At 69.8% G+C, this 21,164-nt stretch carries 21 protein-coding genes and 1 pseudogene; 16 read left to right on the top strand and 6 right to left on the bottom strand.

All coding sequences use genetic code 11. The features are described from left to right. Positions 1–10: 10 nt before the first annotated feature. Positions 11–1,192 carry a substrate-binding domain-containing protein gene (locus tag BZL64_RS05105; protein WP_086766587.1) on the bottom strand — a complete coding sequence of 394 codons (1,182 nt, stop codon included), beginning with the start codon at positions 1,190–1,192 and terminating at the stop codon, positions 11–13. Between the two features lie 203 nt (positions 1,193–1,395). On the opposite strand from BZL64_RS05105, the gene BZL64_RS05100 reads away from it, so the two are divergent. From BZL64_RS05100 to BZL64_RS05080, 5 genes are read left to right on the top strand one after another with little or no spacing between them, the layout of a single operon-like run. Next, on the top strand, positions 1,396–2,415 hold the full coding sequence (locus BZL64_RS05100) for a hydroxyacid dehydrogenase (RefSeq protein ID WP_086766586.1): 1,020 nt from the start codon (positions 1,396–1,398) through the stop codon (positions 2,413–2,415). Between the two features lie 52 nt (positions 2,416–2,467). Next, positions 2,468–3,736, top strand: coding sequence for an extracellular solute-binding protein (locus tag BZL64_RS05095; protein ID WP_208639365.1), 1,269 nt, complete (start codon positions 2,468–2,470; stop codon positions 3,734–3,736). After that, positions 3,733–4,677 (top strand): carbohydrate ABC transporter permease, encoded by a 945-nt coding sequence (locus tag BZL64_RS05090; protein ID WP_086766583.1) that lies wholly within the window; start codon positions 3,733–3,735, stop codon positions 4,675–4,677. Before BZL64_RS05095 ends, BZL64_RS05090 begins: the two co-directional genes overlap by 4 nt. Further along, a complete protein-coding gene (locus BZL64_RS05085) occupies positions 4,674–5,585 on the top strand; it encodes a carbohydrate ABC transporter permease (protein ID WP_086766581.1) in 912 nt (303 codons plus the stop codon). The genes BZL64_RS05090 and BZL64_RS05085 overlap by 4 nt, the downstream gene beginning before the upstream one ends. A 12-nt stretch (positions 5,586–5,597) precedes the next feature. Beyond that, positions 5,598–6,392, top strand: coding sequence for a hypothetical protein (locus BZL64_RS05080; RefSeq protein WP_244205195.1), 795 nt, complete (start codon positions 5,598–5,600; stop codon positions 6,390–6,392). 819 nt (positions 6,393–7,211) lie between these two features. On the opposite strand, the gene BZL64_RS05075 is transcribed toward BZL64_RS05080, so the two are convergent. Next, entirely contained in the window at positions 7,212–7,742 is a 531-nt protein-coding gene (locus BZL64_RS05075; RefSeq protein WP_086766579.1) for a DUF6584 family protein, read from the bottom strand. Positions 7,743–7,900: 158 nt separating this feature from the next. Here BZL64_RS05075 and BZL64_RS40860 point away from each other — a divergent pair, with 158 nt between their 5' ends. Beyond that, the gene (locus BZL64_RS40860) at positions 7,901–8,047 is read left to right on the top strand and encodes a DUF6233 domain-containing protein (RefSeq protein ID WP_425276013.1); all 147 of its coding nucleotides are present in this window, start codon (positions 7,901–7,903) and stop codon (positions 8,045–8,047) included. Positions 8,048–8,182: 135 nt separating this feature from the next. On the opposite strand, the gene BZL64_RS05065 is transcribed toward BZL64_RS40860, so the two are convergent. Further along, positions 8,183–8,566 carry a DoxX family protein gene (locus BZL64_RS05065; RefSeq protein ID WP_086766577.1) on the bottom strand — a complete coding sequence of 128 codons (384 nt, stop codon included), beginning with the start codon at positions 8,564–8,566 and terminating at the stop codon, positions 8,183–8,185. 171 nt (positions 8,567–8,737) lie between these two features. Between BZL64_RS05065 and BZL64_RS05060 the strand changes: the two genes are divergently transcribed. From BZL64_RS05060 to BZL64_RS05045, 4 genes are all read left to right on the top strand, one after another. Further along, entirely contained in the window at positions 8,738–9,211 is a 474-nt protein-coding gene (locus tag BZL64_RS05060) for a carboxymuconolactone decarboxylase family protein (protein ID WP_086766575.1), read from the top strand. Positions 9,212–9,388: 177 nt separating this feature from the next. Then, positions 9,389–10,309: an RNA polymerase sigma-70 factor gene (locus BZL64_RS05055; RefSeq protein WP_086766573.1), complete on the top strand. Its 921-nt coding sequence runs from the start codon at positions 9,389–9,391 to the stop codon at positions 10,307–10,309. Between the two features lie 185 nt (positions 10,310–10,494). After that, positions 10,495–11,328 (top strand): NAD(P)H-binding protein, encoded by an 834-nt coding sequence (locus tag BZL64_RS05050; RefSeq protein ID WP_086766571.1) that lies wholly within the window; start codon positions 10,495–10,497, stop codon positions 11,326–11,328. Continuing rightward, the gene (locus tag BZL64_RS05045) at positions 11,325–11,993 is read left to right on the top strand and encodes an NAD(P)-dependent oxidoreductase (RefSeq protein WP_086766569.1); all 669 of its coding nucleotides are present in this window, start codon (positions 11,325–11,327) and stop codon (positions 11,991–11,993) included. Before BZL64_RS05050 ends, BZL64_RS05045 begins: the two co-directional genes overlap by 4 nt. A gap of 208 nt (positions 11,994–12,201) precedes the next feature. Here the strand turns inward: BZL64_RS05045 and BZL64_RS05040 are convergent, their stop codons facing one another. Beyond that, positions 12,202–12,807, bottom strand: coding sequence for a dihydrofolate reductase family protein (locus BZL64_RS05040; protein WP_086766567.1), 606 nt, complete (start codon positions 12,805–12,807; stop codon positions 12,202–12,204). A 483-nt stretch (positions 12,808–13,290) separates the two neighbouring features. Between BZL64_RS05040 and BZL64_RS05035 the strand changes: the two genes are divergently transcribed. Together BZL64_RS05035 and BZL64_RS05030 are read left to right on the top strand one after the other, a co-directional pair. Then, a complete protein-coding gene (locus BZL64_RS05035; RefSeq protein WP_086766565.1) occupies positions 13,291–13,629 on the top strand; it encodes a hypothetical protein in 339 nt (112 codons plus the stop codon). After that, entirely contained in the window at positions 13,626–15,203 is a 1,578-nt protein-coding gene (locus BZL64_RS05030; RefSeq protein WP_086766563.1) for a sodium:solute symporter family transporter, read from the top strand. The genes BZL64_RS05035 and BZL64_RS05030 overlap by 4 nt, the downstream gene beginning before the upstream one ends. Before the next feature lie 73 nt (positions 15,204–15,276). Here the strand turns inward: BZL64_RS05030 and BZL64_RS05025 are convergent, their stop codons facing one another. Continuing rightward, positions 15,277–15,888 carry a YdeI/OmpD-associated family protein gene (locus BZL64_RS05025; RefSeq protein WP_086766685.1) on the bottom strand — a complete coding sequence of 204 codons (612 nt, stop codon included), beginning with the start codon at positions 15,886–15,888 and terminating at the stop codon, positions 15,277–15,279. A gap of 709 nt (positions 15,889–16,597) precedes the next feature. On the opposite strand from BZL64_RS05025, the pseudogene BZL64_RS40490 reads away from it, so the two are divergent. From BZL64_RS40490 to BZL64_RS05015, 3 genes and pseudogenes are all read left to right on the top strand, one after another. Next, positions 16,598–16,919 (top strand): annotated as a pseudogene (locus BZL64_RS40490) (IS5/IS1182 family transposase); the annotation flags it as partial. Continuing rightward, positions 16,852–16,992: a hypothetical protein gene (locus BZL64_RS39735; protein WP_158101503.1), complete on the top strand. Its 141-nt coding sequence runs from the start codon at positions 16,852–16,854 to the stop codon at positions 16,990–16,992. The pseudogene BZL64_RS40490 and the gene BZL64_RS39735, both read left to right, overlap by 68 nt. Positions 16,993–17,304: 312 nt before the next feature. After that, entirely contained in the window at positions 17,305–18,150 is an 846-nt protein-coding gene (locus BZL64_RS05015) for a class I SAM-dependent methyltransferase (RefSeq protein WP_086766560.1), read from the top strand. 63 nt (positions 18,151–18,213) lie between these two features. On the opposite strand, the gene BZL64_RS05010 is transcribed toward BZL64_RS05015, so the two are convergent. Beyond that, complete coding sequence (locus BZL64_RS05010; RefSeq protein WP_208639363.1) at positions 18,214–19,515, bottom strand: FAD-dependent monooxygenase; 1,302 nt, start codon at positions 19,513–19,515, stop codon at positions 18,214–18,216. Positions 19,516–20,164: 649 nt separating this feature from the next. On the opposite strand from BZL64_RS05010, the gene BZL64_RS05000 reads away from it, so the two are divergent. After that, on the top strand, positions 20,165–21,127 hold the full coding sequence (locus BZL64_RS05000; RefSeq protein ID WP_086766556.1) for a cytochrome P450: 963 nt from the start codon (positions 20,165–20,167) through the stop codon (positions 21,125–21,127). Positions 21,128–21,164 lie beyond the last annotated feature (37 nt).

Here is a 21,164-nt window from a genome sequence, read left to right as displayed (position 1 = left end):
TCGGGGCCGCTCACGCTGTTTCACGGCGTTGGCGCCGGGGCGGGGGCACGGGCAGGGAGTGGGGCGTGGCCGGGAGCGAGGACGAGCGGATCATCAACTCCGGGAGGATCAGGGTTCGTTGTGCGGGTCTGCCACTGCCTTCGAGGAGGCGTGCCAGCATCATCTCGACGGCCGTGCGGCCCACGAGCGCCTTGGGTGGCCGCACCGCGGTGAAGGCCGGGTCGGCGAGATGGGCGACCTCGTCGTCGTAGCTGACGAGTGCCATGTCGTCGGGGACGCGGATGCCCTGCTCGGTCAGGTACTGGACCACCGAGAGGGCGTCGGGGTCGCTGTGCACGATGAGCGCGGTGATGCGTGAGCGGCGACAGCCCTCCAGGATGTCGCCGATGATCCGGCGGTGTCCCCGCACGCCGAGGGCGACGCTCTCGCGTATCAGGAAGGCGTCGGACAGGCCGAGTTCGGCGCAGGCACGGTGCCAGCCCACGGCGAGGTGTGCCGAGGTGGGGCTGCCCTTGGACAGGACGAGCCCGATGTCACGGTGGCCGAGCGTGTGCAGATGCCGGACCGCCATCTCCAGGCCGGTCGCGTGGTCCGTGCACACCCATTCGAGCTGGTGGGGCGTCGGCGTCCACTCGGGTGTCTTGCGCTCCACGAAGACGACCGGAACCGGCAGCTTGCCGATCCAGTCGATCATCTCGTCCCTGCCGGGACCCTCCAGGTTCGGGGCGAGCAGCAACCCTTGCACCTGCCCGGATTCGGTCAGCCGGACGATCTGTCTGCGGTCTTCCGCCTGGTCGTAACTGGAGCCCCTGAGCTGGACGTTGACGCCGCGTGCCGCCGCGGCGTTGCGAACGCCACTGACGATGTGCGGCCAGTAGAAGTCCAGCGAGGGAACGACCATCCCGATCGTGAACGTGGGCGTCGCGAGCCGGCGCCTGCGCACCGGCTCCTGCTCGAGGGCCGAGGGCAGCGTGGCCCCGCCGTGCACCCTGGTCAGCAGACCGCGACCGGCCAGCGCCGCGATGTCGCGGCGGATGGTCAGTTCGCTGACCGACAGGTCGAGGGCGAGATCACGCACACGTACGGAACCGTGCAGTCGCAGGTGGCCCATCAGGCGTTCGCGGCGTTGCAGCGCGAACAGCCGGTCGGCCCCCGCGGGTCGTTCCTGGTCCTCGTGCCGTGGCGACGTCATGGCGCATCCCCTCCCGTCCGGTGCCGGGCCCCGGGCGCGATGTTCGAGTCTGTTCAGATCGTTTCGTCTGTGGTCGAGCTCTGGCGGGTTTGTGTGGTCGCCCATTATCTCTGACTCAGCGTCTTCTGGCCGGAACTCGCCGGAAACACAGATGGCACCCGCTGTTCGAGCGGGAGCCCACAACGCAGAGGAGCCCGCACCGCATGCAGACCAAGGCCCGCGCTCTGGTCGTGATGAGCAGGTCCAGCTTCGAGGCGCATTTCGACCAGGACCGGCTGCGCCGCCTCGCCGGCCTCGTGACCCTGGACGAGCCCTGCTGGACCGACGACCTCGACAGCACCCGGTCACGCGAACGCCTGGCCCGCGCCGAGGTGCTCCTCACCTCCTGGGGCGCGCCCGCCCTCACCCCGCAGCGGCTCGCGGCGGCACCCCGCCTGCGGGCCGTGCTGCACGGCGCGGGCAGCGTGCGCGACCTGGTCGGCCAGGAGGTGTGGCGGCGCGGGATCCGGGTGACCAGCGCCGCGGACGCCAATGCCGTGCCGGTCGCCGAATACACCCTCGCCTCGATCATCTTCGCCGGCAAGAAGGCCCCGTTCCTCGCCGCCGACGAACAGCGCGCGTACGGGGGCTGGGGCTCGGTCACCGGGTACGGCGACCTGTCCAACTTCCGGCGGACCGTCGGCATCGTCGGCTTCTCGCGGATCGGCCGGCAGGTCGTCGAGCTCCTGAAGGTGCTGCGCGGCACCACCGTCCTGGTCGCCGACCCGTACGCGGACCCGGACGAGGTGGCCCGCGCCGGCGCGACCCTCGTGCCGCTGGAGGAGATGCTGCCGCGGATCCACGTGCTGTCCGTGCACGCCCCCGAGACGGCCGAGACCCGCCACCTCATCGGCGCCGAACAGCTGCGCAGGCTGCCCGACTTCGCGACGGTCATCAACACCGCCCGCGGCTCGCTCGTGGACCCCGAAGCGCTGGCCGCCGAGTGCGCGGCACGACGGCTGTTCGCGATCCTCGACGTCACCGACCCCGAACCGCTGCCCGCCGACTCGCCGTTGCGCCACCTCGGCCGCGTGATGATCACCCCGCACATCGCCGGGTCCCTGGGCACCGAGACCCGCCGGCTCACCGACCACGTCCTCGACGAACTCGCCCGCTGGGTCGACCGCCAGCCCCTGCGGGCCGAAGTCACCGCGGAGAGCTGGGCGCTGGGTCTGAGCGCCTGATCCCCCCTGTTGTCAATCGCTCCATCCGTGAGCTCAAAGGAGAGCCGCCGCCATGAAGTTGAAGAAGAAGCTCGCACACATCGCGCCACTGATCGTCGCCACGGCCCTCACCGCCACCGCCTGCAACGCCAGCGGTACGGACAGCAGTTCCTCGGCCGACGGCAAGACCGTCGTGAAGATCGCCCTGTGGAACTACAAGACGACCCCCGAGTTCAAGGCCCTGATAGACGGCTTCGAGGCCAAGAACCCCGACATCGACGTTCAGCCGGTCGACATCCTCGCCGACAACTACCCGGACAAGGTCACCACGATGCTGGCGGGCGGTGACACCACCGACGTCCTCACCATGAAGAACGTCACCGACTACGCCCGCTACGCCACCCGCGGCCAGCTCCTGCCGCTGACCGACGAGGCGACCAAGCTCGACAAGGCGTCGTACTCAGGACTCGACGACTACGACCTCGACGGCAAGTACTACGCGCTGCCCTACCGCTCCGACTTCTGGGTCCTCTTCTACAACAAGGACATGGCCGGCACGACAAACATGTCCAAGCTGACCTGGGACGACTACGCCCAGCTCGCGAAGAAGTTCACCAAGGGCTCGGGATCCGACAAGGTCTACGGCGCCTACCACCACATCTGGCGCTCCGTCGTCCAGGCGATGTCCTCCGCACAGACCGGCGGCGACCAGCTCGGCGGCGACTACGCGTTCTTCAAGGACCAGTACGAGATGGCCCTCGGCCTGCAGAAGGCGAAGGCGACCCTGTCGTTCTCCGCGGCCTCCAGCAACCAGGTCACCTACGACTCCCAGCTGACCACCGGCAAGGCCGCCATGGTGCCGATGGGCTCCTGGTGGGCCGCCGCGCTGCTTGCCGAGAAGAAGCAGGGCAAGAACGATATCAACTGGGGCATGGCGCCGATACCGCAGATCAAGAACGACGGCAAGACCGTCACCTTCGGTTCGCCGACCGCGTTCGCCGTCAACAAGAAGGCCAAGAACGCCGACGCCGCCAAGAAGTTCGTCACCTGGGCCTCGGGCCCCGAGGGCGCCGCCGCCGTCGCGAAGATCGGCGTCACGCCCGCGTACACCAGCGGCGAGATCCTCGACACCTTCTTCTCCGTCGAGGGCATGCCGACCGACGAACTGTCCCGTAAGGCGATGCAGCCGACCACGGTGCAGCTGGAGATGCCGGTCAGCGACAAGACCTCCGACATCGACCAGATCCTCAAGGAGGAGCACGAGTTGATCATGAGCGGCGAGAAGTCCGTCGACGAGGGCATCAAGGAGATGGACGACCGCGTGAGGAACGAAGTCCAGTGAGTGTCGCCGCTCCTCCCGCCCCCAAGACCACGTCCTCCGGCGCTTCCGCGGCCCACCAGGCCGCCGCGAAGCGCCGGCGGCGCCGCAACCTCCTGGTCGGCTGGTCGTTCATCCTGCCCAACTTCCTCGGGTTCGCCACCCTCACCCTCGTCCCGGTGATCGGCGCGCTCGCGATCTCCTTCACCGACTGGAACTCCTACACCACCCCCAAGTGGGTGGGCCTGGACAACTTCCAGCGGCTGTGGAACGACTCCAACTTCTGGGCCGCGCTCCAGAACACCTTCTACTACGCGGCCGGACACATCCCACTCACCCTCGTCGCCTCCCTCGGCCTCGCCGTGCTGCTCAACCAGAAGCTGCGCGGCGTGCACGTCCTGCGCACCGCCTTCTTCTTCCCGTACATCACCTCGCTCGTCGCCGTCGCCGTGGTGTGGAACATGCTGCTGAGCCCCGAGTCGGGGCCCGTCAACCAGTTCCTGACCTTCCTCGGCGTCGACCACCCGCCGGGCTGGACCAGCTCCCAGGACTGGGCGATGCCCGCACTGATCATCGCGAGCGTGTGGCGCGACATGGGCTACTACATGGTGCTGTTCCTCGCCGGACTCCAGACCGTCCCGGCCGAGCTGTACGAGGCGGCCCGCGTGGACGGCGCCGGCCCCTGGCAGCGGTTCTGGCACGTCACCCTGCCGGGGCTGCGGCCCACGACCTTCTTCGTCACCGTCATGATCACGGTCTCCAGCTTCAAGGTCTTCGACCTGGTGCAGGTGATGACCGAGGGCGGTCCAGGGCGTTCCACCCTCGTCCTGTCCCAGCTGATCTTCCGCGAGGGCATCACGCAGGGCCGCTTCGGCTACGCCTCGGCGGTGTCGCTCGCGCTCTTCCTGATCTGCCTGGTGATCACGGTGATCCAGTTCCAGATGCAGCGAAGGAGCGAGCGATGAACACCACCGTGCTGCGCAAGGACAGCAGCGCGCCCGCGGAGCCGGCTCCCGGCGGGCCCGCGGTGGAGCACCGCGCCCGCGGCGGCGCGGTGGCGGTGACCGGGCAGATCGCCCTGTACCTGCTGCTCGCCGTGGTGGCGCTGGCGGTCCTGCTGCCGTTCATCTGGATGCTGATCTCGTCGGTCAAGGACGACCGTGACGTGTTCACGGTGCCGATCCAGTGGATCCCCGAAGATTTCAAGTGGGAGAACTTCTCCACCATCTGGACGCGGGTGCCGTTCGGCGCCTACCTCGGCAACTCGTTCTTCCTGAGCGTCGTGATCACGTTCTTGCAGGTGTTCACCGGCAGCTTCGCGGCCTACGGATTCGCCAAGATGCGTTTCCCCGGCCGGGACCTCCTCTTCACCGGGTACATCGCGACGATCGCCGTGCCGTGGCAGGCGTACATGGTGCCGCAGTACGTGATGATGCAGAAGTTCGGCCTGGTGAACTCCTACACGTCACTGATCCTGCTGCAGGCGTTCGGCGCGTTCGGCGTCTTCCTGATGCGGCAGTTCTATCTGACCATCCCGGACGAGGTCAGCGAGGCGGCCCGCCTCGACGGCCTCACCGAGTACGGGATCTGGGCCCGCATCGTGCTCCCGCTGTCCAAGCCGGCCCTGGCGAGCCTCGCGCTGCTGACGTTCGTGAACACCTGGAACGACTACATGGGCCCTTTCATCTACCTGACGGACAACCGCCTGTGGACGGTGCAGTTGGGCCTGCGCGCCTTCATCGGCCAGTACGACGCCGAGTCCGCGATGATCATGACGGGTTCGGTGCTCTCCGTGGTGCCCGTCCTGGCCGTGTTCCTGCTCGGCCAGCGCTACTTCGTCCAGGGCATCGCGACCACGGGCGTGAAGGGCTGAGGGAGGATGGCCATGAAGGAAGCCGACCGACGGCCACGGCTCAACGTCGCCTACGGCTCATGGGAGTTGATCTGGGCGCACGTCCACCGTGTCCTGGTCGTCAACCTCGGGATCGCCGTGACGCATCTCCCGTTGCTGCTCGCGCTGCAAGTGAGCCATCAGCCCTGGCACCACCCCGTGTTCTTCGGACTGCTGCTGCTGGTGCTGCCGGGACCCTCGCTCGCCGCGGCGTTCGCCTATCTCGATGCGACGACGGGGGACGAGCAGGCTCCCGTCCGGCTGTACTTCCGGGCCTACCGGCAGCTATTCCGGCGGGCGGTGCTGGTCTCGGCACCGCCCGTGCTGCTCGTCATCGCGGCGGTCGCGGACGTCGTGACCATGCGAACCGCCGCGCTGGGCGCGGCGGTCGCTCCCGTGGCGGTGGTGGTCGCGCTGGTGGCCGCGTCGGCATGGCCTGTCGCGCTCGCCCATGTGGCCGGGGGAGGGGCCGTGGAGCGGCAACTGATCCTGCTGGCTCCCTACGCGGTGGTCCGGCATGGAGTACTGGCCCTGATGAACCTGGCCCTCGGGACCGTGGCCCTCGTCCTCGTCAACCAGGCGCCACTGCTGGGGCTCGCGGTGCTTCCCGGGTGCGTGCTGTTCGTGGTGTGGCGCAACTGCCGGGTCATGGGGGCCTTTCACGGCCGGGACGCGGAGGCCGACCCTGTCGCGCGGGAGGCTGTACGAGACGGCGCAGGAATGGGAAGGCACGACCTCGGCGACGGCTTCCGGTCACGCGCGGTCCGGACAACAGCTTCTCGGACCTGATGCGTGGGGCGGTCCGTGTGACCGGATCCGGGTGGGACGGCGGCCGGTGGAACGTGTCCGGGCGCCGGCCATGGAGCACTGAGTAGCCGTACTCAGGCGCGTGGCTGTCCGCCCGCTTCAGCATGGTGGACATGTCGAAGTGGGTCCTGGACCTTGGCCTGGCGGTCCTGTTGCCAGGGATCGAGGCGGCGGCGCTGGTTGCTTTCTGGTTCGTCGAAGGCCTGAAGAAGTGGGCTGCCAAGGGACGGCCGGTTCCCGGTGAGACGAGGCGGCTCCTTCTGGCCCTGAGCGGGGGGTCGACATCCTCGGCGCTGATCAGCTACGGCTTCACTTGGGCTGATCTGCCGGTGGCCTGCGCGTCTCAGGCGGTCGTGGCGGCACTTCTCACGTTGCTGCTCACCCTGGCTGCAGGAGCCGAATGCGGCAGGCGGATCAGCAGATACCGATTACGGCGCCGTCTTCGCCGAGAACGCCTTCGCTGGCACAAGTCCCAGCGCGAAGGCAGTGGACATGCAACGGCTCCGGTCCGCCGGTGCCGGTGCCGGCGCCGGTGGTGACCCCTCGTCACTGAACCGACCCTGCGGCGGACGTCCTGGGATGAGACAGGTGTAAGACGCGTATTCACTTGAGGGCGAAAACGACCTCTGGGGGCGTTTCGCCGGGGGCTGCCGCTCCTGCCGGTGCTCGTGCAGACCCCAGCCCGTCCCGGGCCCGCGTACCCCGGTGTACTCGTCCAGCAGCGCGCGGGCTGGAGGAACTACCAGCGCCGGATCGTCGGTCTGGAGCGGACGAACACCCCTCACCGGCGGTGACCTGAGTTCAGTTGAAGAGGGCAATGACTCCATTTACCCAGATCGCGAGGAACGCAAGGGTCCCCGCCAGGCAGCCGACGCCCGCCAGGACGCCCCCGACCGTCCACGGCTCGGAGGGCGCCTCCTCGTACTTCGCCGCAAGGCCGTCCTGGTAGGAGGCGGGGTCGTCCCAGTCGACGGGGTGGCCCAGTTCCTCGGCGCAGGCGGTCCGCACCGCGACCAGCTGCCCCTGAGCGAAGGGGGTCTCAGCCATCGCCTCGGGACCGCGCCAGGCGAGAGCCTTCATCCGCCACCCGGCAGACCCGTACCGCGTCTCGAAGGCACCGGTCTCGTCAGCATCGCGGTCCTCTTCGAGGTACATCCAGCGTCCTGCCTCGGCGGCGTCGCCGTAGAGCCGGTACACCTCCGCCAGACGCCGGCGGAGCCTCAGGTCGTACGGGAAGGACGAGACGAGACCGCGCAGACGCTGGCGGGCGAGGGGAACCCGGCCGGCGGCCAGGTCTGCGTCGACTCGGGAAAGGGTCTCTCTCAGGGGCATGAACGCATGATCGGGTACCGCACGGATCTACGTCGACCTGGTTTACCCCTCAACACTCGCTCGCTCTCCACGGCATCGGCTGAACCCCCGCCACGACGCGGAAACGACGGAGCAGCAGCTCCTCGGCGAGTGGCGGCCGTCGGGCCGGGTCTTGCAGAATCCCGGACGGCGGCCGAGGACCCGGCCGGGGCGTCATCCACGCCGTTGACTGCGAGGAAGCACCCGCCGGGACGCCGAAGCCGACTCTGGGCCAGGCGCTGGACGCCGCAGAGCACCCAGGGACACGGCTGTGCTCCCTTCTGTAGGCGAAGCTGTTGCAGTAGGCGGGGTGGTCATTGCTGAGGCGAGTGACGTCGTAGCCAACTCCGTCGGCTGCCAGGTGTATTGGTACGGCCTGGAATGTGCCTGGCACTTCGGCGCTCGGCTTTGTACGCCGGTGGTCAGCCGGTGAAGGACTCGGGGCCGAAACGGCCCCATGCGACGAAGGCGGCGAGGGCGAGGTAGAGGAGGTCGCCTGAGATCGTGGCCTTCTCGCCACGGTGCAGACGCATGGTGAGCGCGCAGGCGAACAGCACAACGAGTCCGGTGGCGGCCAACGGCACCAGTGCCGGCGCGACGTCGAGCACCGCGGGCAGGATCAGGCCGGCCGCAGCCAGCAGCTCGACGGCACCGATGGCTTTGAGGGCACCGGGGCTGAACTCCAGGACCCACTGCGCAGAGGAGCCCATAGCGGCCAGCTTCTCCCGCGGCACGAACATCTTGGAGCTGCCCACCAGGCAGACAGCGGCGAGCACTCCGGCAGTGATCCACAGTGCGAGGTTCATCATCAACTCCCTGATCGAGGACTTCCGCACCCGAGACGAGGCAGCGAGTTGGCCTGTGACATCCCGAGCCCCGTCAGCGGAGAGACGTGGCTCACACCGCTTCGTGTCACAGACGTGAGGGCTGTCTCGTCTCGGTGGGTGAAGGCATCGACGAACGTGGAGGAGCACACGATGGATGCGCGACTGAACTACTTCGCCAGCCCGACCGCCGGCAAGGCGCTCAAGTACTTCATGTCGGTCGGCCGGGAGCTGAAGGAATCGCCGCTGCCGGCCACGACGCAGGAACTGGTGGCGTTGCGCGTGAGCCAGATCAACGGCTGCGCGGTGTGCATCGACATGCACACCAAGGAAGCCGCCGCAGCCGGCGAGAGCCCGGTGCGGCTGAACCTGATCGCGGCCTGGCGGGAGGCAACGGTCTTCACGGCGGCCGAGCGCGCCGCGCTGGAGCTGGCGGAGCAGGGGACCCGGGTCGCGGACGCGGCCACCGGGGTCAGCGACGAGGTGTGGGCGCGTGCCGCCCAGCACTACGACGAGGAGCAGCTCACGGCCCTCGTGCTGCTGGTCTCGTTCATGAACACGGTGAACCGGCTGAACATCATCACCCAGCAGCCGGCCGGCGACTACCAGGTCGGCCAGTTCCACTGAACCGCCACCGCATCCTGGCCCAGGTCAGGCCCGCCGGGGCCAGGACGCCGTGGCCAAGGCGGGCAGGGCGGTCGCGGTACGAGCGTTGTCTGCTCCGCCCACACATCGGATGATCTTCGAAAGATGTCTCGTCGGCGCGAGTCCGGCCGGGCACTCAGACCGCAAGGGGAAATCGGCGTGGGCAAGGTCGAGGAGTTCGAGGAGCTGCGGCCGCTGCTGTTCTCGATCGCGTACCGGATCCTGGGCAGCGTGGGTGAGGCGGAGGACGCGGTGCAGGAGACCTGGCTCCGTTATGACGCCTCGAGAACCCGGCCCGTGTCGGCCAAGGCGTTCTTGTCAGCCACGGTCACCCGGATCGCGATCGACGTGCTGCGCTCCGCCCGGGTGCGGCGGGAGGAGTACGTCGGACCGTGGTTGCCCGAGCCGCTGCTGGACGATCCGTACCAGGACCCGGCCCGCGCGGCGGAGCTTGCCGACTCGGTGTCGATGGCGGCGCTGCTGCTCCTGGAGCGGCTCAGTCCGCTGGAGCGGTCGGTGTTCGTGCTGCGGGAGGTCTTCGCCTTCGACTTCGACGAGATCGCTGCCGCGGTGGGGCGCTCGGAGGCGGCGTGCCGGCAGCTGCTCGTACGGGCACGCCGCCACATGCACGAGGGACGGCCCCGGTTCGAAGCGGACCGCCAGGATCGGCAGGAGCTGGCGAGGCGGTTTTTCGAGGCATTGACGCAGGGTGACGTGGACGGACTGCAGAGTCTGCTGTCGGCCGACGTCCAGCTCGTCGGGGACGGCGGTGGCAAGGCACCGCAGCTGGCCAGGGCCGTCACCGGCGCCGAGAACGTGGCCAGGCTGCTCGCCGCCGTCTACCCGCTCATGGCCCGGATCGACATCACGTTCGAACCGCACGAGGTCAACGGCCAGCCGGGCGCGCTCTTCCGTGACCGCGACGGCAAGATCCTCCACATCCTCGCCCTCGACACACTCGACGGGCAGATCCAGACGATCCGCGCGGTCATCAACCCCGACAAGCTCAGCCACCTCGGCCCGGTCGCTGACGCCTGGGCCGTCGACCAGGAAGTGAAGCGGACCCGCAGAACCCAGTGATCTCCCGACCAGCCCGACCAGCCCGACCAGCCCGACAGGGCAGGACTTAAGGCTTCAGTGCCGCATTCCGATGGTCCTGACGCACGGCTCGTCCGTGACGTTCTCCCACGATGTGAACCGCGCTACGAACCGTGAACATCCACCGAGCGAGATCGACTATCGACACACCCACTGGGGGTTCAGTCATGATCCTGATCACCGGGGCCACCGGCGTCGTCGGCCGGGAAACCGTCCGCCTCCTGGCCGAGGGGGGAGCGGAAGTCGCCGCTGTCACCCGCGATCCGCACGCCGAATTCCCCGCCGGTACACAGCTCGTCCATCCCGCGAAGGTTCCCGCCATCGACGGGGTGGAGGCCATCCTGCTCAGCCCACGCGCCGCCGGATCAGCCGCTGTCGACCTGTTGGCCCGCGCCCGCGAGACGGGTGCGGCACGGGTGGTCGTGCTGTCCGCCGTGACCGTCCAGTACCCGGCCGGGCACGCACGCTTCCGGCAGCAGTTCCAGGCGGTCGAGGACATCGCCAAGGACAGCGGCCTGGACTGGACGATCCTGCGCTGCGCCGATTTCGCCGCCAACACGCTGGCCTGGGCCGGGCAGATCCGGGCGACCGGGACCGTGCGGGGGGCGTACCCGCACGCCAGGACCTCGACCGTCGACGAGCGTGACATCGCCGCCGTGGCCGCCCTCGCCCTGACCCACCCGCAGCACCGCGGTCAGACATACCTGCTCACCGGAGAACGGCCGCTGAGCCAGCCGGAGAAGGTGGCCGCGCTCGGCGCGGCGCTCGAGCGGACACTGTCGTTCGTCGAGGCCGCACCGGACGAGATACGCCGCGGCATGCTCGCCGCCGGCCTGCCCGACGAGGTACCCGACCGGCTGCTCGGCTCGCTGGCCGACTACGCCCGCGAGGCCGGGCCCACCACCGACACCGTGCGGCGGCTGCTGGGCCGCCCGGCACGCACGTACGGCACCTGGGCGCGAGACCACCGTGCCGCCTTCACCGCAGGAGGACCCCGATGAAACTCACGATCGTCGCCGCCACCGGCGGCATCGGACGGCACCTGGTCGAGCAGGCGGTGGCCGACGGGCATGATGTCACCGCCGTGGCCCGCCGCCCGCGGGAGCTGCCGGGCGGCGTCCGCACGGTCGCCGTCGACCTCACCCGGCCCGACATGCCGACGCTCGCCGCGGCAGTACGCGGCGCCGACGCCGTACTGTCCGCGCTCGGCCCGCGAAACCCGCGCGCGGACGCGGGCATCACCTCGCGTGGAACCCGCGCGATCGTCGAGGCGATGCGGGCCGAGCACGTCCGCCGGATCATCATCGTCAGCGCCGCACCCGTCGGACCGGTGCCGGTGCCCGGACAGTCGACGCCACCCAGGCACGACCCCGGCGACGGCTTCTTCATGCGCCACCTGGGAGTCCCGTTTACCCGGGCGATGTTCGGCCGGCACTATGCCGACCTCGCCGTCACCGAGCAGACCCTGCGCGACAGCGGACTGCAGTGGACGGTGTCGCGCCCGCCCAAGCTCACCGACAAGCCACTGACCGGCAGGTACAGGACCGCGTGGAACCGCAACATCCGGGGCGGGTTCTCCGTGTCCCGCGCCGATGTCGCCCACCACATGCTCGCCATGGTGAACCAGCCGGACACCATCGAGCAGGTCGTCGGAATCGCGAACTGACCCATACCAGCCACGCACAGCGATCCGGGCTGCGGCAAGAGGGCGGGCGACACGCCGAGACGGTCACCAGCAAGGTCGAAGAGATGCCTCGGAGTCCCGTCCCTGTCCTTCGCCGCCCGGGTCACCGTGGCCAACGTCAGGACGCGGTTTCGCTGCGCGCCCGCCGGCGCCGGTTGGGCGGCCGTTCAAAGCGGCGGCCGGGGTGATGTCACGCAGGGACGCCGAGCGGCGGGTGGTCGAGCACACTGGGCTTGTACTCGACCAGCTGGATGCGGCCGTCGAAGGTGTGGTGCTCGATCATCTCGAGGGCAACGTCCGGATAGCCGTCGTAGATGCGTTCCTGGCCGGTGGCCCCGGTGATCACCGGGAACATCACGACCCGGAAGCGGTCGACGAGTCCGGCTCGCAGCAGGGACCGGCACAGGCTGAGGCTGCCGATCGTGCTGAGGAGCCCCGAGCCGCTCGACTTCATGGCGCGGACCGCCTCGACGGCGTCGTCGCGGACGAGCGTGGAGTTGGCCCACGTCAGTGGCTCATCGAGGGAGGAGGAGAAGACCACCTTGGACGCTTGCGTGAGCTCGTCGACGGACGCTTCTTCCTCGGGCCTGAACTCGTCCTGGCCATCGGGGACCTCACCTGCGGCGAAGCCCGACATCAGTCGGTAGGTGTTCGCTCCCATCAGGTAGGTGGCCTCGGGCTGTTCGCCGAGCCATGCGAGGTACTCCGGGCCCTCGAGGCCCCAGAACCCGGGCCATCCCTCTCCCGATGCGTGGCCGTCGAGGGAGGTGATGAAGTCGACGAGAAGCTCCGACATGGCGGTGTCCTTTCCTGGGGTGTCACGAGTTTGGACCGGCCGTGATCCCAAAACTCATCGGCCGCGCTGTGGCGTAGCGAGGAAACCCATGACGCTGCAGCCGATCAGGTGGGCGGAGCGGCACTGACGGTATCGAGGGCGAAGGCGAGGGGCTGGCGACGGCGTGGCCTTGAACGTCGAGAGGCCGACCGGCAAACCGGTGGACCGCTGGACCGAGGAGACACTCGAGTTGGATTTTTGGCAGCCGCGTCAGGGCCGGCGAGGTCGCGGAGTACCAGGACCGTCCCGACCGCTGCTGCCGCTGCCGCTCCCGATCGCGCAGTGCCCGCTCACCGTCCACACGGCTCCGTATTGGGCGGACGAACAGTCCTGCGTCCGGGGCGCGCGGGTACGTGCATGTGTCTGATTGACTCCGCGCTCACCCCCACACCCGTACTCGCACCCCTTCCGGGGTGTCGCACCGACGTGAGCGGAGCCGCCCACATGTCCTTCGCACCGCAGCCCTGGCACGGGCCGCCCCACCATGACGCATTCGCCGCCGCCGGGCGACCTCCCGCGGAGCACGAGCGACCCGACGCCGAGGAGGCGGCGCGCCTGGCCGTCGGGCTGCGGCTCGGCGTCCGGATCGCCGTGGCCTGGCTGCTCTATGTGCTGCCCGCCTCCCTCGTACCGGCCTTGTACGGTACGAGGATCGCCGGGCCGGTGAGCCTCGGTGTGCTCCTCGCCGTGGTGCCGTTCGGCGTCGGTGTGCACGCGCTCGTGCTGTACGGGCGACGGGTCGACCGGATCGAGCCGCAGCCGGGTGCCCGGAGGTGGTCGTGACCACGCTGCTCGATCCCTCGTCCCGGTCCCTCGTCTTCGCCGTGTTCTCGGTGTTCGTCGTGATCTGCCTGCTGCTGTGCATCGTCACCGGCGCCGACGAGGACGACCGGGCTCTCGTACGGTCCGAGAACCGCAGGCTGCGCTCCTGGCAGCAGGGCATCGCGATGGGCGGCGACACCACCACGGTCGCGACGGTCACCGTACTGGTGGGCATGGTCGCCACGTCCGGCTTCGACGGCCTCGGCGTGATGCTGGGCAGCCTGATCGGGGTCATGCTGCTCCTCGTGCTGATCATCGAGCCGCTGCGCAGGCACGCCTCGTTGACGGCCGCGGACATGCTGGACGCGCGCGGCAGCGGCGGGCCCGCCGTGCGCGTCTCGTGGGGTGTGGTGACCCTGCTCGTCTGCTTCCCGCTGCTGGTCGTGCAGTTGGTGGTGGTCGGCAACGTCGCAGCAGCGCTGATCGGGCAGCCCGGTACGCGGGCCGGCTGCATCGTGGTCATCGGCTGCGTGATGACGGCGCTCGCCGTCAGCGGCGGGATCCGGGGCACCGGCGTGGTGATGATCGCGAAGTCGGCGATCGCCCTGCCCGTGCTGGTGGTCGCTGCCGTCCTGGTGCTCGACCGCTTCGGCGGGGACCCCGGGCGGCTGCTCGACGCCGCCGCGCACGGCTCGCGGATGGGCGAGGCGTATCTGCGTCCGGGCGGCTACACCGGTGACGGATGGGTGGGCGCCGTGAACCGGATCGGGCAGACCTTCGGCATGTCGATGGCGACGCTGGCCATGCCCGCCGTACTCATGCGGGCGATCTCGACGAAGAGCCCGCGCGGCGCCCGCACCGTCGGGCGCTGGATGCTCACCGAACTCACCCTGCTGTACGGCGCGCTCACCGTCGTCGGCGTCGGCGCCGCGGCCCTCGTCGGCGAGGCGCTGCGCCAGGCCGGCCCGTCGGCGCAGGTCTTCACGCCGCTGATGCTGGGGCGGGCGCTCGACGGCGGCGGCCTCCTGGTCGCGGCCCTGGCCTGCGTCCTCTTCCTGACCGCGCTCGCGGCCGTCGTGGATGTGACCCTCGCCGCCGGCATCGCCCTGGGACGGGACGTGCTGGGCGCGTACGGCAAGACCGCCGGGAGCCGCCCGGCGGACAAGGCGGATGGAACCGCGTCGCGGTGGTCGGCGGCGCTGACGGGCACTGTCGCCGCGCTCGTGGCGGTCGTCGTCGCCGACTGGAACCTGGTGGTCGTCTCGACGCTCTGGCTCGCCGTCTGCGGCGCCGCCCTCGCGCCCGTTCTGCTGTACGCCCTGTACTGGCCCGGCTTCACCGCCCGCGGTGCCCTGTGGTGCCTGTGGGGAGCCACGGTGCTGAGCATCGCGGCGCTGGTGCTGTCGCCGTACACGTCCGGCACACCCGCGTCGATCTTCCCCGACCAGGACTTCAGGATCTGGAACGTGACGATCCCGGGCCTGGTGACGGTGCCGGCCGGATTCCTGCTGGGCTGGCTGGGCAGCGTCACGGATCGACGCCGGGCGGCCGGCGAGGTACGCGGCGCGGAGCACGCCGTCTGGTCAACGCCTTGACGGCTGGTCACATCCACGGTGAGGACGGCTGCAGCTCAATAGCGTGGGTTGGTCCGTTCCGGCAGATGCCCGGTCACGGCGTCGGCGGGTCCGCCGGCTTGGCCCGCTGTGGGTGGACCGTCTCGTGCCGGACCAGCATCGCCACGCACTCGGCGATCTTCCGGGTGCGCGTCTCGGCCCGCTTGACGGCATTGACCCGGCTGATGAGGGCGAAGCGGTTGGTCTTGGTGAGTACCTCGAACATCGCCTGCGCCGCTGGGTCGGCGGCGATCGCGGCTCGCAGGTCGGCCGGCACCTCCGCTTCCGATGACGGCGCATAGGCGGCCGTCCACCGCCCGTCGGCCTTCGCGGCGTCCACCGCGGCGCGGCCGGCGGGCAGCATCAGGCCGGCCGCCTCCAGCCGGGCCACGTTGGCGACGTTGCGCTGGGACCAGATGCTGCGGGGCCGGCGCGGGGTGAGCCGCCTCCAGGAACTCCCCTCGTCGCGCTTGCGGGCCTGCCCGTCTATCCAGCCGAAGCACAGTGCCTCGTCGACCGCCTGCTGCCAGGTCAGCGTGGTAACGGAGCCGCCCTTCCTGGTGAGGGCGAGCCACACGCCAGGAGAGGCGGTGTGGTTGTCCAGCAGCCACGCGCGCAGCGCCACGCCGTCAGCAACGATCAACTCATCCAGCTCGGTTCCGGTCACCACCGCAGATTAGTGCCACCCGGTGTTGCGACCTCTCGGGGTGACTCGTCGAGCCCGCAGCGTCGGTATCGGCCTGGCTCCCCCCTCACCGACGCCATCGCCGAGTATGGCTGCCTGCACATCGCCCCCGGCTCCTACGAAGTCGGCCTGTTCCACCGCAACACCGCTCGTACGGCAACCCGCGACGCCCGTAGGTCCGCGTCGGAGCGCTCTCTTGCCGCATCGGGATCGGTGTTCGGGCCTTCCGACCATTGCTGGTCCACCAGCAGCCTCCCCTCCGGGCTACGTCCACGCGCAGCGGTGGATCGACGACAGCCGCGCCAGGATCGTCACCGGGTCGGGGCAGGGCGCTCGCCGTCGCCGTGCTGAAGACCGGTCGTTGGACTGGCTGCGTGAGGCGCTCGGCGAGCAGAAGCGCTGGCGCCTCGTCACCGACTCGGCGCCGGGCTCATTTACCCGCGGGAGGATGACACTCTCGTTCTCTTCGTGCTGGCCGGGTCGGTGTTCGGCTTGGATTCGTAGGCGTCTGGGCGCGGTGGCGTCTTCGATGTGAAGGCTGAGACGGCTTCTCGGCGATTGTTTCGGTCTTCCTGGATGAGGCTGTCTCGGTTTTCGGCGTCAGTTGACGACCTGGAGTTCGCCGACGGGGACCAGGATCTGGGTCCGGCGGGTTTCGGTGAGTCGGCCGGCCTGCCCGCCGCCACCGGTTGCCTGGCGCCAACTTCCGCCTCGAGCCGGCGTCCGGGGACGGCTACACGAAGCCGTGCTGCACCGGCTCCACGACGCAGGCCTCCTCGACGTCACCCGCGTCGTCCTGGACACCGCCCACGTCCGCGCTGAAGAAAGGGGGCGAACACACAGGTCCGAGCCCTGTGGACCGGAGTGAGCCGGGTTCCGAGATGCACGTCCTGTCGGACGCGAAGGGACTGCCCCTCCTCGTCGGCGTCTCGGCCGGCAACACCCATGACCGCGATCCGCCGCGGGAAGATCGCACAGCGCCTGACGGACGCCGGGTTCCTCGCCGTACGCGACGAACAGGGCGCCCAGCGGTTCGCGCGCCCGGGGCAGCAGTTGCCCCGCCACACCAACCCGTTCGCTGCCTGAGGCCCTGGCCTGCGGCCCAGCCAGGCATGGGACACCGCTGGGCAGCTGTAGCTGCAGCAGGCCGAGCCCGCCCGGCTCTCGGCGTGAACGCGTCCCTGGCCGCCTGGACGGACTGAGACCCGGTGAGTAGTTCGTGCGGTACTTACTCTGATCGGTGAGGCCCCCACCGCGCTCGCCCCGCCCTGCACGCCGGATCCCGGCGGCAGACGGCGAGACACTCTCCTGGCTCGTCACTACGCTCGTATGGAGGCGGCGGAGCTCGCTCGAGACCGTCGGCGCGAAACCGCCGTCCGACCGGTGAGGAGCGCAGCCATGACGACGCAGAACAGCACGGCCGACGCCGACCGTGCGCTGAAGGCCAAGCACCGCGCGATGTGGGCCCAGGGGGACTACCCGTCCGTGGCCTCCGAGGTCATCCCCGAACTGGGGGCGGTCCTGGTCGAGGCGTGCGACGTGCGCCCCGGCCAGCGGGTCCTGGACGTCGGGGCCGGCTCCGGGAACGCAGCGATCCCGGCGGCCCTCGCGGGCGCGGACGTCGTCGCCTGCGACCTGACCCCCGAACTGTTCGAGGCCGGCCGACGTGTGGCCGCCGAGCAGGGTGCGCAGCTCACCTGGCAGGAGGCCGACGCCGAGGCCCTGCCGTTCGGCGATGCGGAGTTCGACACCGTGCTGTCCTGCGTCGGCGTGATGTTCGCCCCGCACCACCGGCAGGCCGCCGGCGAAATGGTGCGGGTCTGCCGCCCCGGCGGCACCATCGGGCTCCTGAGCTGGACGCCTCAGGGGTTCATCGGCCGGATGTTCGCCGCGATGAAGCCCTACGCGCCGCCGCCCCCGCCGGGTGCGCAGCCGCCCCCGCTGTGGGGGGACGAGGACCATGTGCGCGGCCTCCTCGGCGACCGGGTCACGGACGTGCGCGCCGAGCGCCGGACCGTCCGGATCGGCCTCTTCCCCACGCCCGAGGCGTTCCGCGACTACTTCAAGGAGCGCTACGGCCCGACCATCTCCGTCTACAAGAACATCGCGGGCGAGCCCGACCGGGCCGCCGCCCTGGACCGGGACCTGGCGGCCCTGGCCCGCGACGGGAACCTGGCGGCGGGGCAGGACGGGACGGTCATGGAGTGGGAGTACCTGCTGGTCACCGCCCGCCGGGCCGGCTGACGCCCGGCCGGCGGTGCCCTATCGAAGCGTCGTCCCTCTCGACCTCGACACGCTGTGTGACACCTACGGCCTGGCCGACGAGGTGATCGGCGATCCGGCCGGGGTCGCGGAGTCCGGCACCCCTGCGTAGTCGGGCAGCTCGACGCCGTTGATCGCGCGCCCGACCAGCTCGGTGAACCATTCGCCGGCGAAATCAGGGCGCGGCTCGGGGGCCGGCTCGGAGTCCGGCCCGGGGACGTCGCGGCTGCGGGCGTTCAACCGGCCGATCTCCTGGTTGGCCTCGACGAACGAGCGCATCCGTGCCTCGTAGCGGGTGAACCCGGTCTCCGGATCCCATCCGGCAGCGGCCAGCTCTCCGGCCAGCAGGTAGGCACCGACCAGGGCCAGCCCGGTGCCCTGCCCGGACATCGGCGACGAGCTGAACGCCGCGTCCCCGAGCAGCCCCACCCGTCCACTCGACCAGCGGTCCATCACCACCTGGGCGACCTGGTCGAGGTAGAAGTCCGGAGTGTCGTCCAGGTGCGCGAGGATGTCCGGGGCCACCCAGCCCAGGCCCGCCATCCGCTCCCGCAGCAGGACCTTCTGGGCCGCGACGTCGCGGTGGTCGACGTCGAAGTCAGCCGAGGCGAGGTAGAACACGGCCATCGCCCGGTTGGCGTCCTGGATGGGCCGTAGGAGGGCGGAGCGCCCGGTCGCCTGATCCTGGTACTCCAGCAGCCAGCGGTCCAGCCCGAACTCGTTGGGCACACTGTAGAAGGCCAGCATGTGCCCGAGGTGGCGGAGGAACCGCTCATGCGGCCCGAAGGCCATCGCTCGCAGCTCCGAGTGCAGCCCGTCCGCCCCGACCACCAGATCGAAGCGCCGCCGGTCGCCGCCCGCGAAGACCACGTCGACCCCGTCCGCGTCCTGGGCGAGTCCGGCGATTCGATCGCCGAAGACGTACTCGACGCTGTCGCGGGTGTCGTCGTAGAGCACCTTGGACAGGTCCCCGCGCAGGATCTCGATGTCCGCGATGAACCCGTCGCCACCCTCGTCGTCGGCACGGAAGGTCTCCAGTACCTGCCCGTCCGCGTCCACGGTGTGCGCGCCGGCGGTGTCGGTGCACGCCGCGCGCACCGCCGCGTCCAGCCCCATGCGCCCGATGACCTCCTTGGCGACCCCGCGCGCGTCCACCGCCTGCCCGCCGGAACGCAGCTCGGGAGCGCGTTCGACCACGGTCACCTCAGCCCCGCGTCGGCGCAGCCAGTGGGCCAGCGCGGGTCCCGCGATGCTTGCCCCCGCCACCAGCACCTTGGGGCCGCTCTCCCGCGTCCCCTGCCCGCCCGTCCGGATCGCGTGCCCCGGGTCGGAGTCGTCGACGCTCATCACAGCCTCCATGTGCTTCCTCACACGCTGGAACGTCCCCAGCACAGGTCCACCGCTGTCGGTGTATCCAGCCGTATCGACCATGGATCCGCACAAAACTCATCGGTCACGGCAGACATTGATGAAGATGTTGAAGTCACCTCGGGGACGGTTGGCCGCCGTGCGGCCCGCTACCCGCAGGCGGCGGAAAGCTGCGGCCACCAACCCGTCGCTGCCTCGGCCGGGTTGGCGGTTCTCCTCCCGCAGCCGTGACCGACCGAAGGGACCTGCCTCAGCGTGAGGCGGTTTGGCGGCCGCGTCCGCCGAGCAAGATCAGGATCATGCGTTCGGCTCGAACGAGGAAGCGAAGCAAGGGGGGAGGCGTGTTGCCCCCGGTCACGGACAGGAGCGCGCCGGTTCCCTCGGCGACGCTCGAGGAGGAACCCGTGGCCGTCATACCCACGACAGAGATCGACATGTTCGCGACCTCGGACCGGTCCGTTCGCTACGAGCAGTATCGGCACCTGCGCGAGCTGGGCGGCGTCGTCCGGCTGCGCGAACCGGACGTGTACGCGATCACACGGTACGACGACGTGAAGGCCGTGCTCGCCAACCACGACGCCTTCCTCTCGGCGAGGGCGTGGGATTTGATCCCGATGTCAACCAGATCATGCGGGGCGTCACCCTCGTCAGCGACCCTCCGGAGCACGACGTACTGCGCTCCGTCGTCGGGGCGGGGCTACGGCCCGGACCGCTGCGGGCGCGCGCCGAGGAGATCGCGGGCAAGGCGCACGACCTCGTCGCCGAAGTCGTCGCGCGCGGCGAGATCGACGGCGTGACCGAGTTGGCGCAGGCGATGCCGATGCTGGTCATCCCCGACTACCTCGGACTACCCGAACGCAATCGCGAACATCTCTACGCATGGGGACAGGTGGGCAACGACCTGCTGGGCCCGGTCTCCGAACGCACACCGCACAACATGGAGATGACACAACGTCTGTTCGCCTTCGCCCACGAGCTCGCGGCGAACAGGGAACTCGCGCCCCACAGCCCCGGTGCCGCCATGCTGGAGGCGGCCGATCAGGGAGTCATCGCCAAGGAGAAGTGCCCGCTCCTCCTCGTCGACTTCATCGGGCCGTCGCTGGAGACCACCGCCGCGGCCATCGGCCATCTGCTCGTCCTGTTCGCCGAGCGCCCGGACCAGTGGACCGCGCTGCGCGCCGAACCCGCTCTGGTGGCCTCGACGATCAACGAGCTGCTCCGGCTCGAGACTCCCGTGCGGGGCCTGACCCGCGTCGCGGCGCGCGACACGGAGCTGGGCGGGGTGACGATCCCGCAGGGAGCCCGGGTGTGGGCGCTGTTCGCCTCCGCCAACCGTGACGAGCGGAAGTGGGAACGCGCGGACGAGTTCGACCTCCGCCGCAATCCCCTCGACCATCTCGGGTTCGGACATGGCGCGCACAACTGCGTCGGTCAGGGCGTCGCCCGCATGGAGTTGCACGCCCTGATCCACGCGCTGCTCGAGTCCGTGGAGCGTTTCGAGTTCACCGGAGATCCGGTGATCGCGCAGAACACGATCCTGAACACCTACGCCGAGGTTCCCGTCCGACTCGTCGCGAGCAAGGCGATGTGACGGGCGACTTTGCCGCGGATGCTGCTGTGGCACGGTC

It is taken from the genome of Streptomyces bobili (assembly GCF_002154575.1).
In the GTDB taxonomy this organism is placed as follows: Bacteria; Actinomycetota; Actinomycetes; order Streptomycetales; family Streptomycetaceae; genus Streptomyces; species Streptomyces bobili.
This window is presented reverse-complemented; position numbering and strand designations above follow the sequence as displayed.

What these genes read in the sequence shown, in the direction of transcription:
- BZL64_RS05105 (WP_086766587.1), bottom strand. Translation starts at nt 1,192, where the DNA reads ATGACGTCGCCACGGCACGAGGACCAGGAACGACCCGCGGGGGCCGAC.
- BZL64_RS05100 (WP_086766586.1), top strand. Translation starts at nt 1,396, where the DNA reads ATGCAGACCAAGGCCCGCGCTCTGGTCGTGATGAGCAGGTCCAGCTTC.
- BZL64_RS05095 (WP_208639365.1), top strand. Translation starts at nt 2,468, where the DNA reads ATGAAGTTGAAGAAGAAGCTCGCACACATCGCGCCACTGATCGTCGCC.
- BZL64_RS05085 (WP_086766581.1), top strand. Translation starts at nt 4,674, where the DNA reads ATGAACACCACCGTGCTGCGCAAGGACAGCAGCGCGCCCGCGGAGCCG.
- BZL64_RS05080 (WP_244205195.1), top strand. Translation starts at nt 5,598, where the DNA reads ATGAAGGAAGCCGACCGACGGCCACGGCTCAACGTCGCCTACGGCTCA.
- BZL64_RS05075 (WP_086766579.1), bottom strand. Translation starts at nt 7,742, where the DNA reads ATGCCCCTGAGAGAGACCCTTTCCCGAGTCGACGCAGACCTGGCCGCC.
- BZL64_RS05065 (WP_086766577.1), bottom strand. Translation starts at nt 8,566, where the DNA reads ATGAACCTCGCACTGTGGATCACTGCCGGAGTGCTCGCCGCTGTCTGC.
- BZL64_RS05060 (WP_086766575.1), top strand. Translation starts at nt 8,738, where the DNA reads ATGGATGCGCGACTGAACTACTTCGCCAGCCCGACCGCCGGCAAGGCG.
- BZL64_RS05050 (WP_086766571.1), top strand. Translation starts at nt 10,495, where the DNA reads ATGATCCTGATCACCGGGGCCACCGGCGTCGTCGGCCGGGAAACCGTC.
- BZL64_RS05045 (WP_086766569.1), top strand. Translation starts at nt 11,325, where the DNA reads ATGAAACTCACGATCGTCGCCGCCACCGGCGGCATCGGACGGCACCTG.
- BZL64_RS05040 (WP_086766567.1), bottom strand. Translation starts at nt 12,807, where the DNA reads ATGTCGGAGCTTCTCGTCGACTTCATCACCTCCCTCGACGGCCACGCA.
- BZL64_RS05035 (WP_086766565.1), top strand. Translation starts at nt 13,291, where the DNA reads ATGTCCTTCGCACCGCAGCCCTGGCACGGGCCGCCCCACCATGACGCA.
- BZL64_RS39735 (WP_158101503.1), top strand. Translation starts at nt 16,852, where the DNA reads ATGACCGCGATCCGCCGCGGGAAGATCGCACAGCGCCTGACGGACGCC.
- BZL64_RS05015 (WP_086766560.1), top strand. Translation starts at nt 17,305, where the DNA reads ATGACGACGCAGAACAGCACGGCCGACGCCGACCGTGCGCTGAAGGCC.
- BZL64_RS05010 (WP_208639363.1), bottom strand. Translation starts at nt 19,515, where the DNA reads ATGAGCGTCGACGACTCCGACCCGGGGCACGCGATCCGGACGGGCGGG.
- BZL64_RS05000 (WP_086766556.1), top strand. Translation starts at nt 20,165, where the DNA reads ATGCGGGGCGTCACCCTCGTCAGCGACCCTCCGGAGCACGACGTACTG.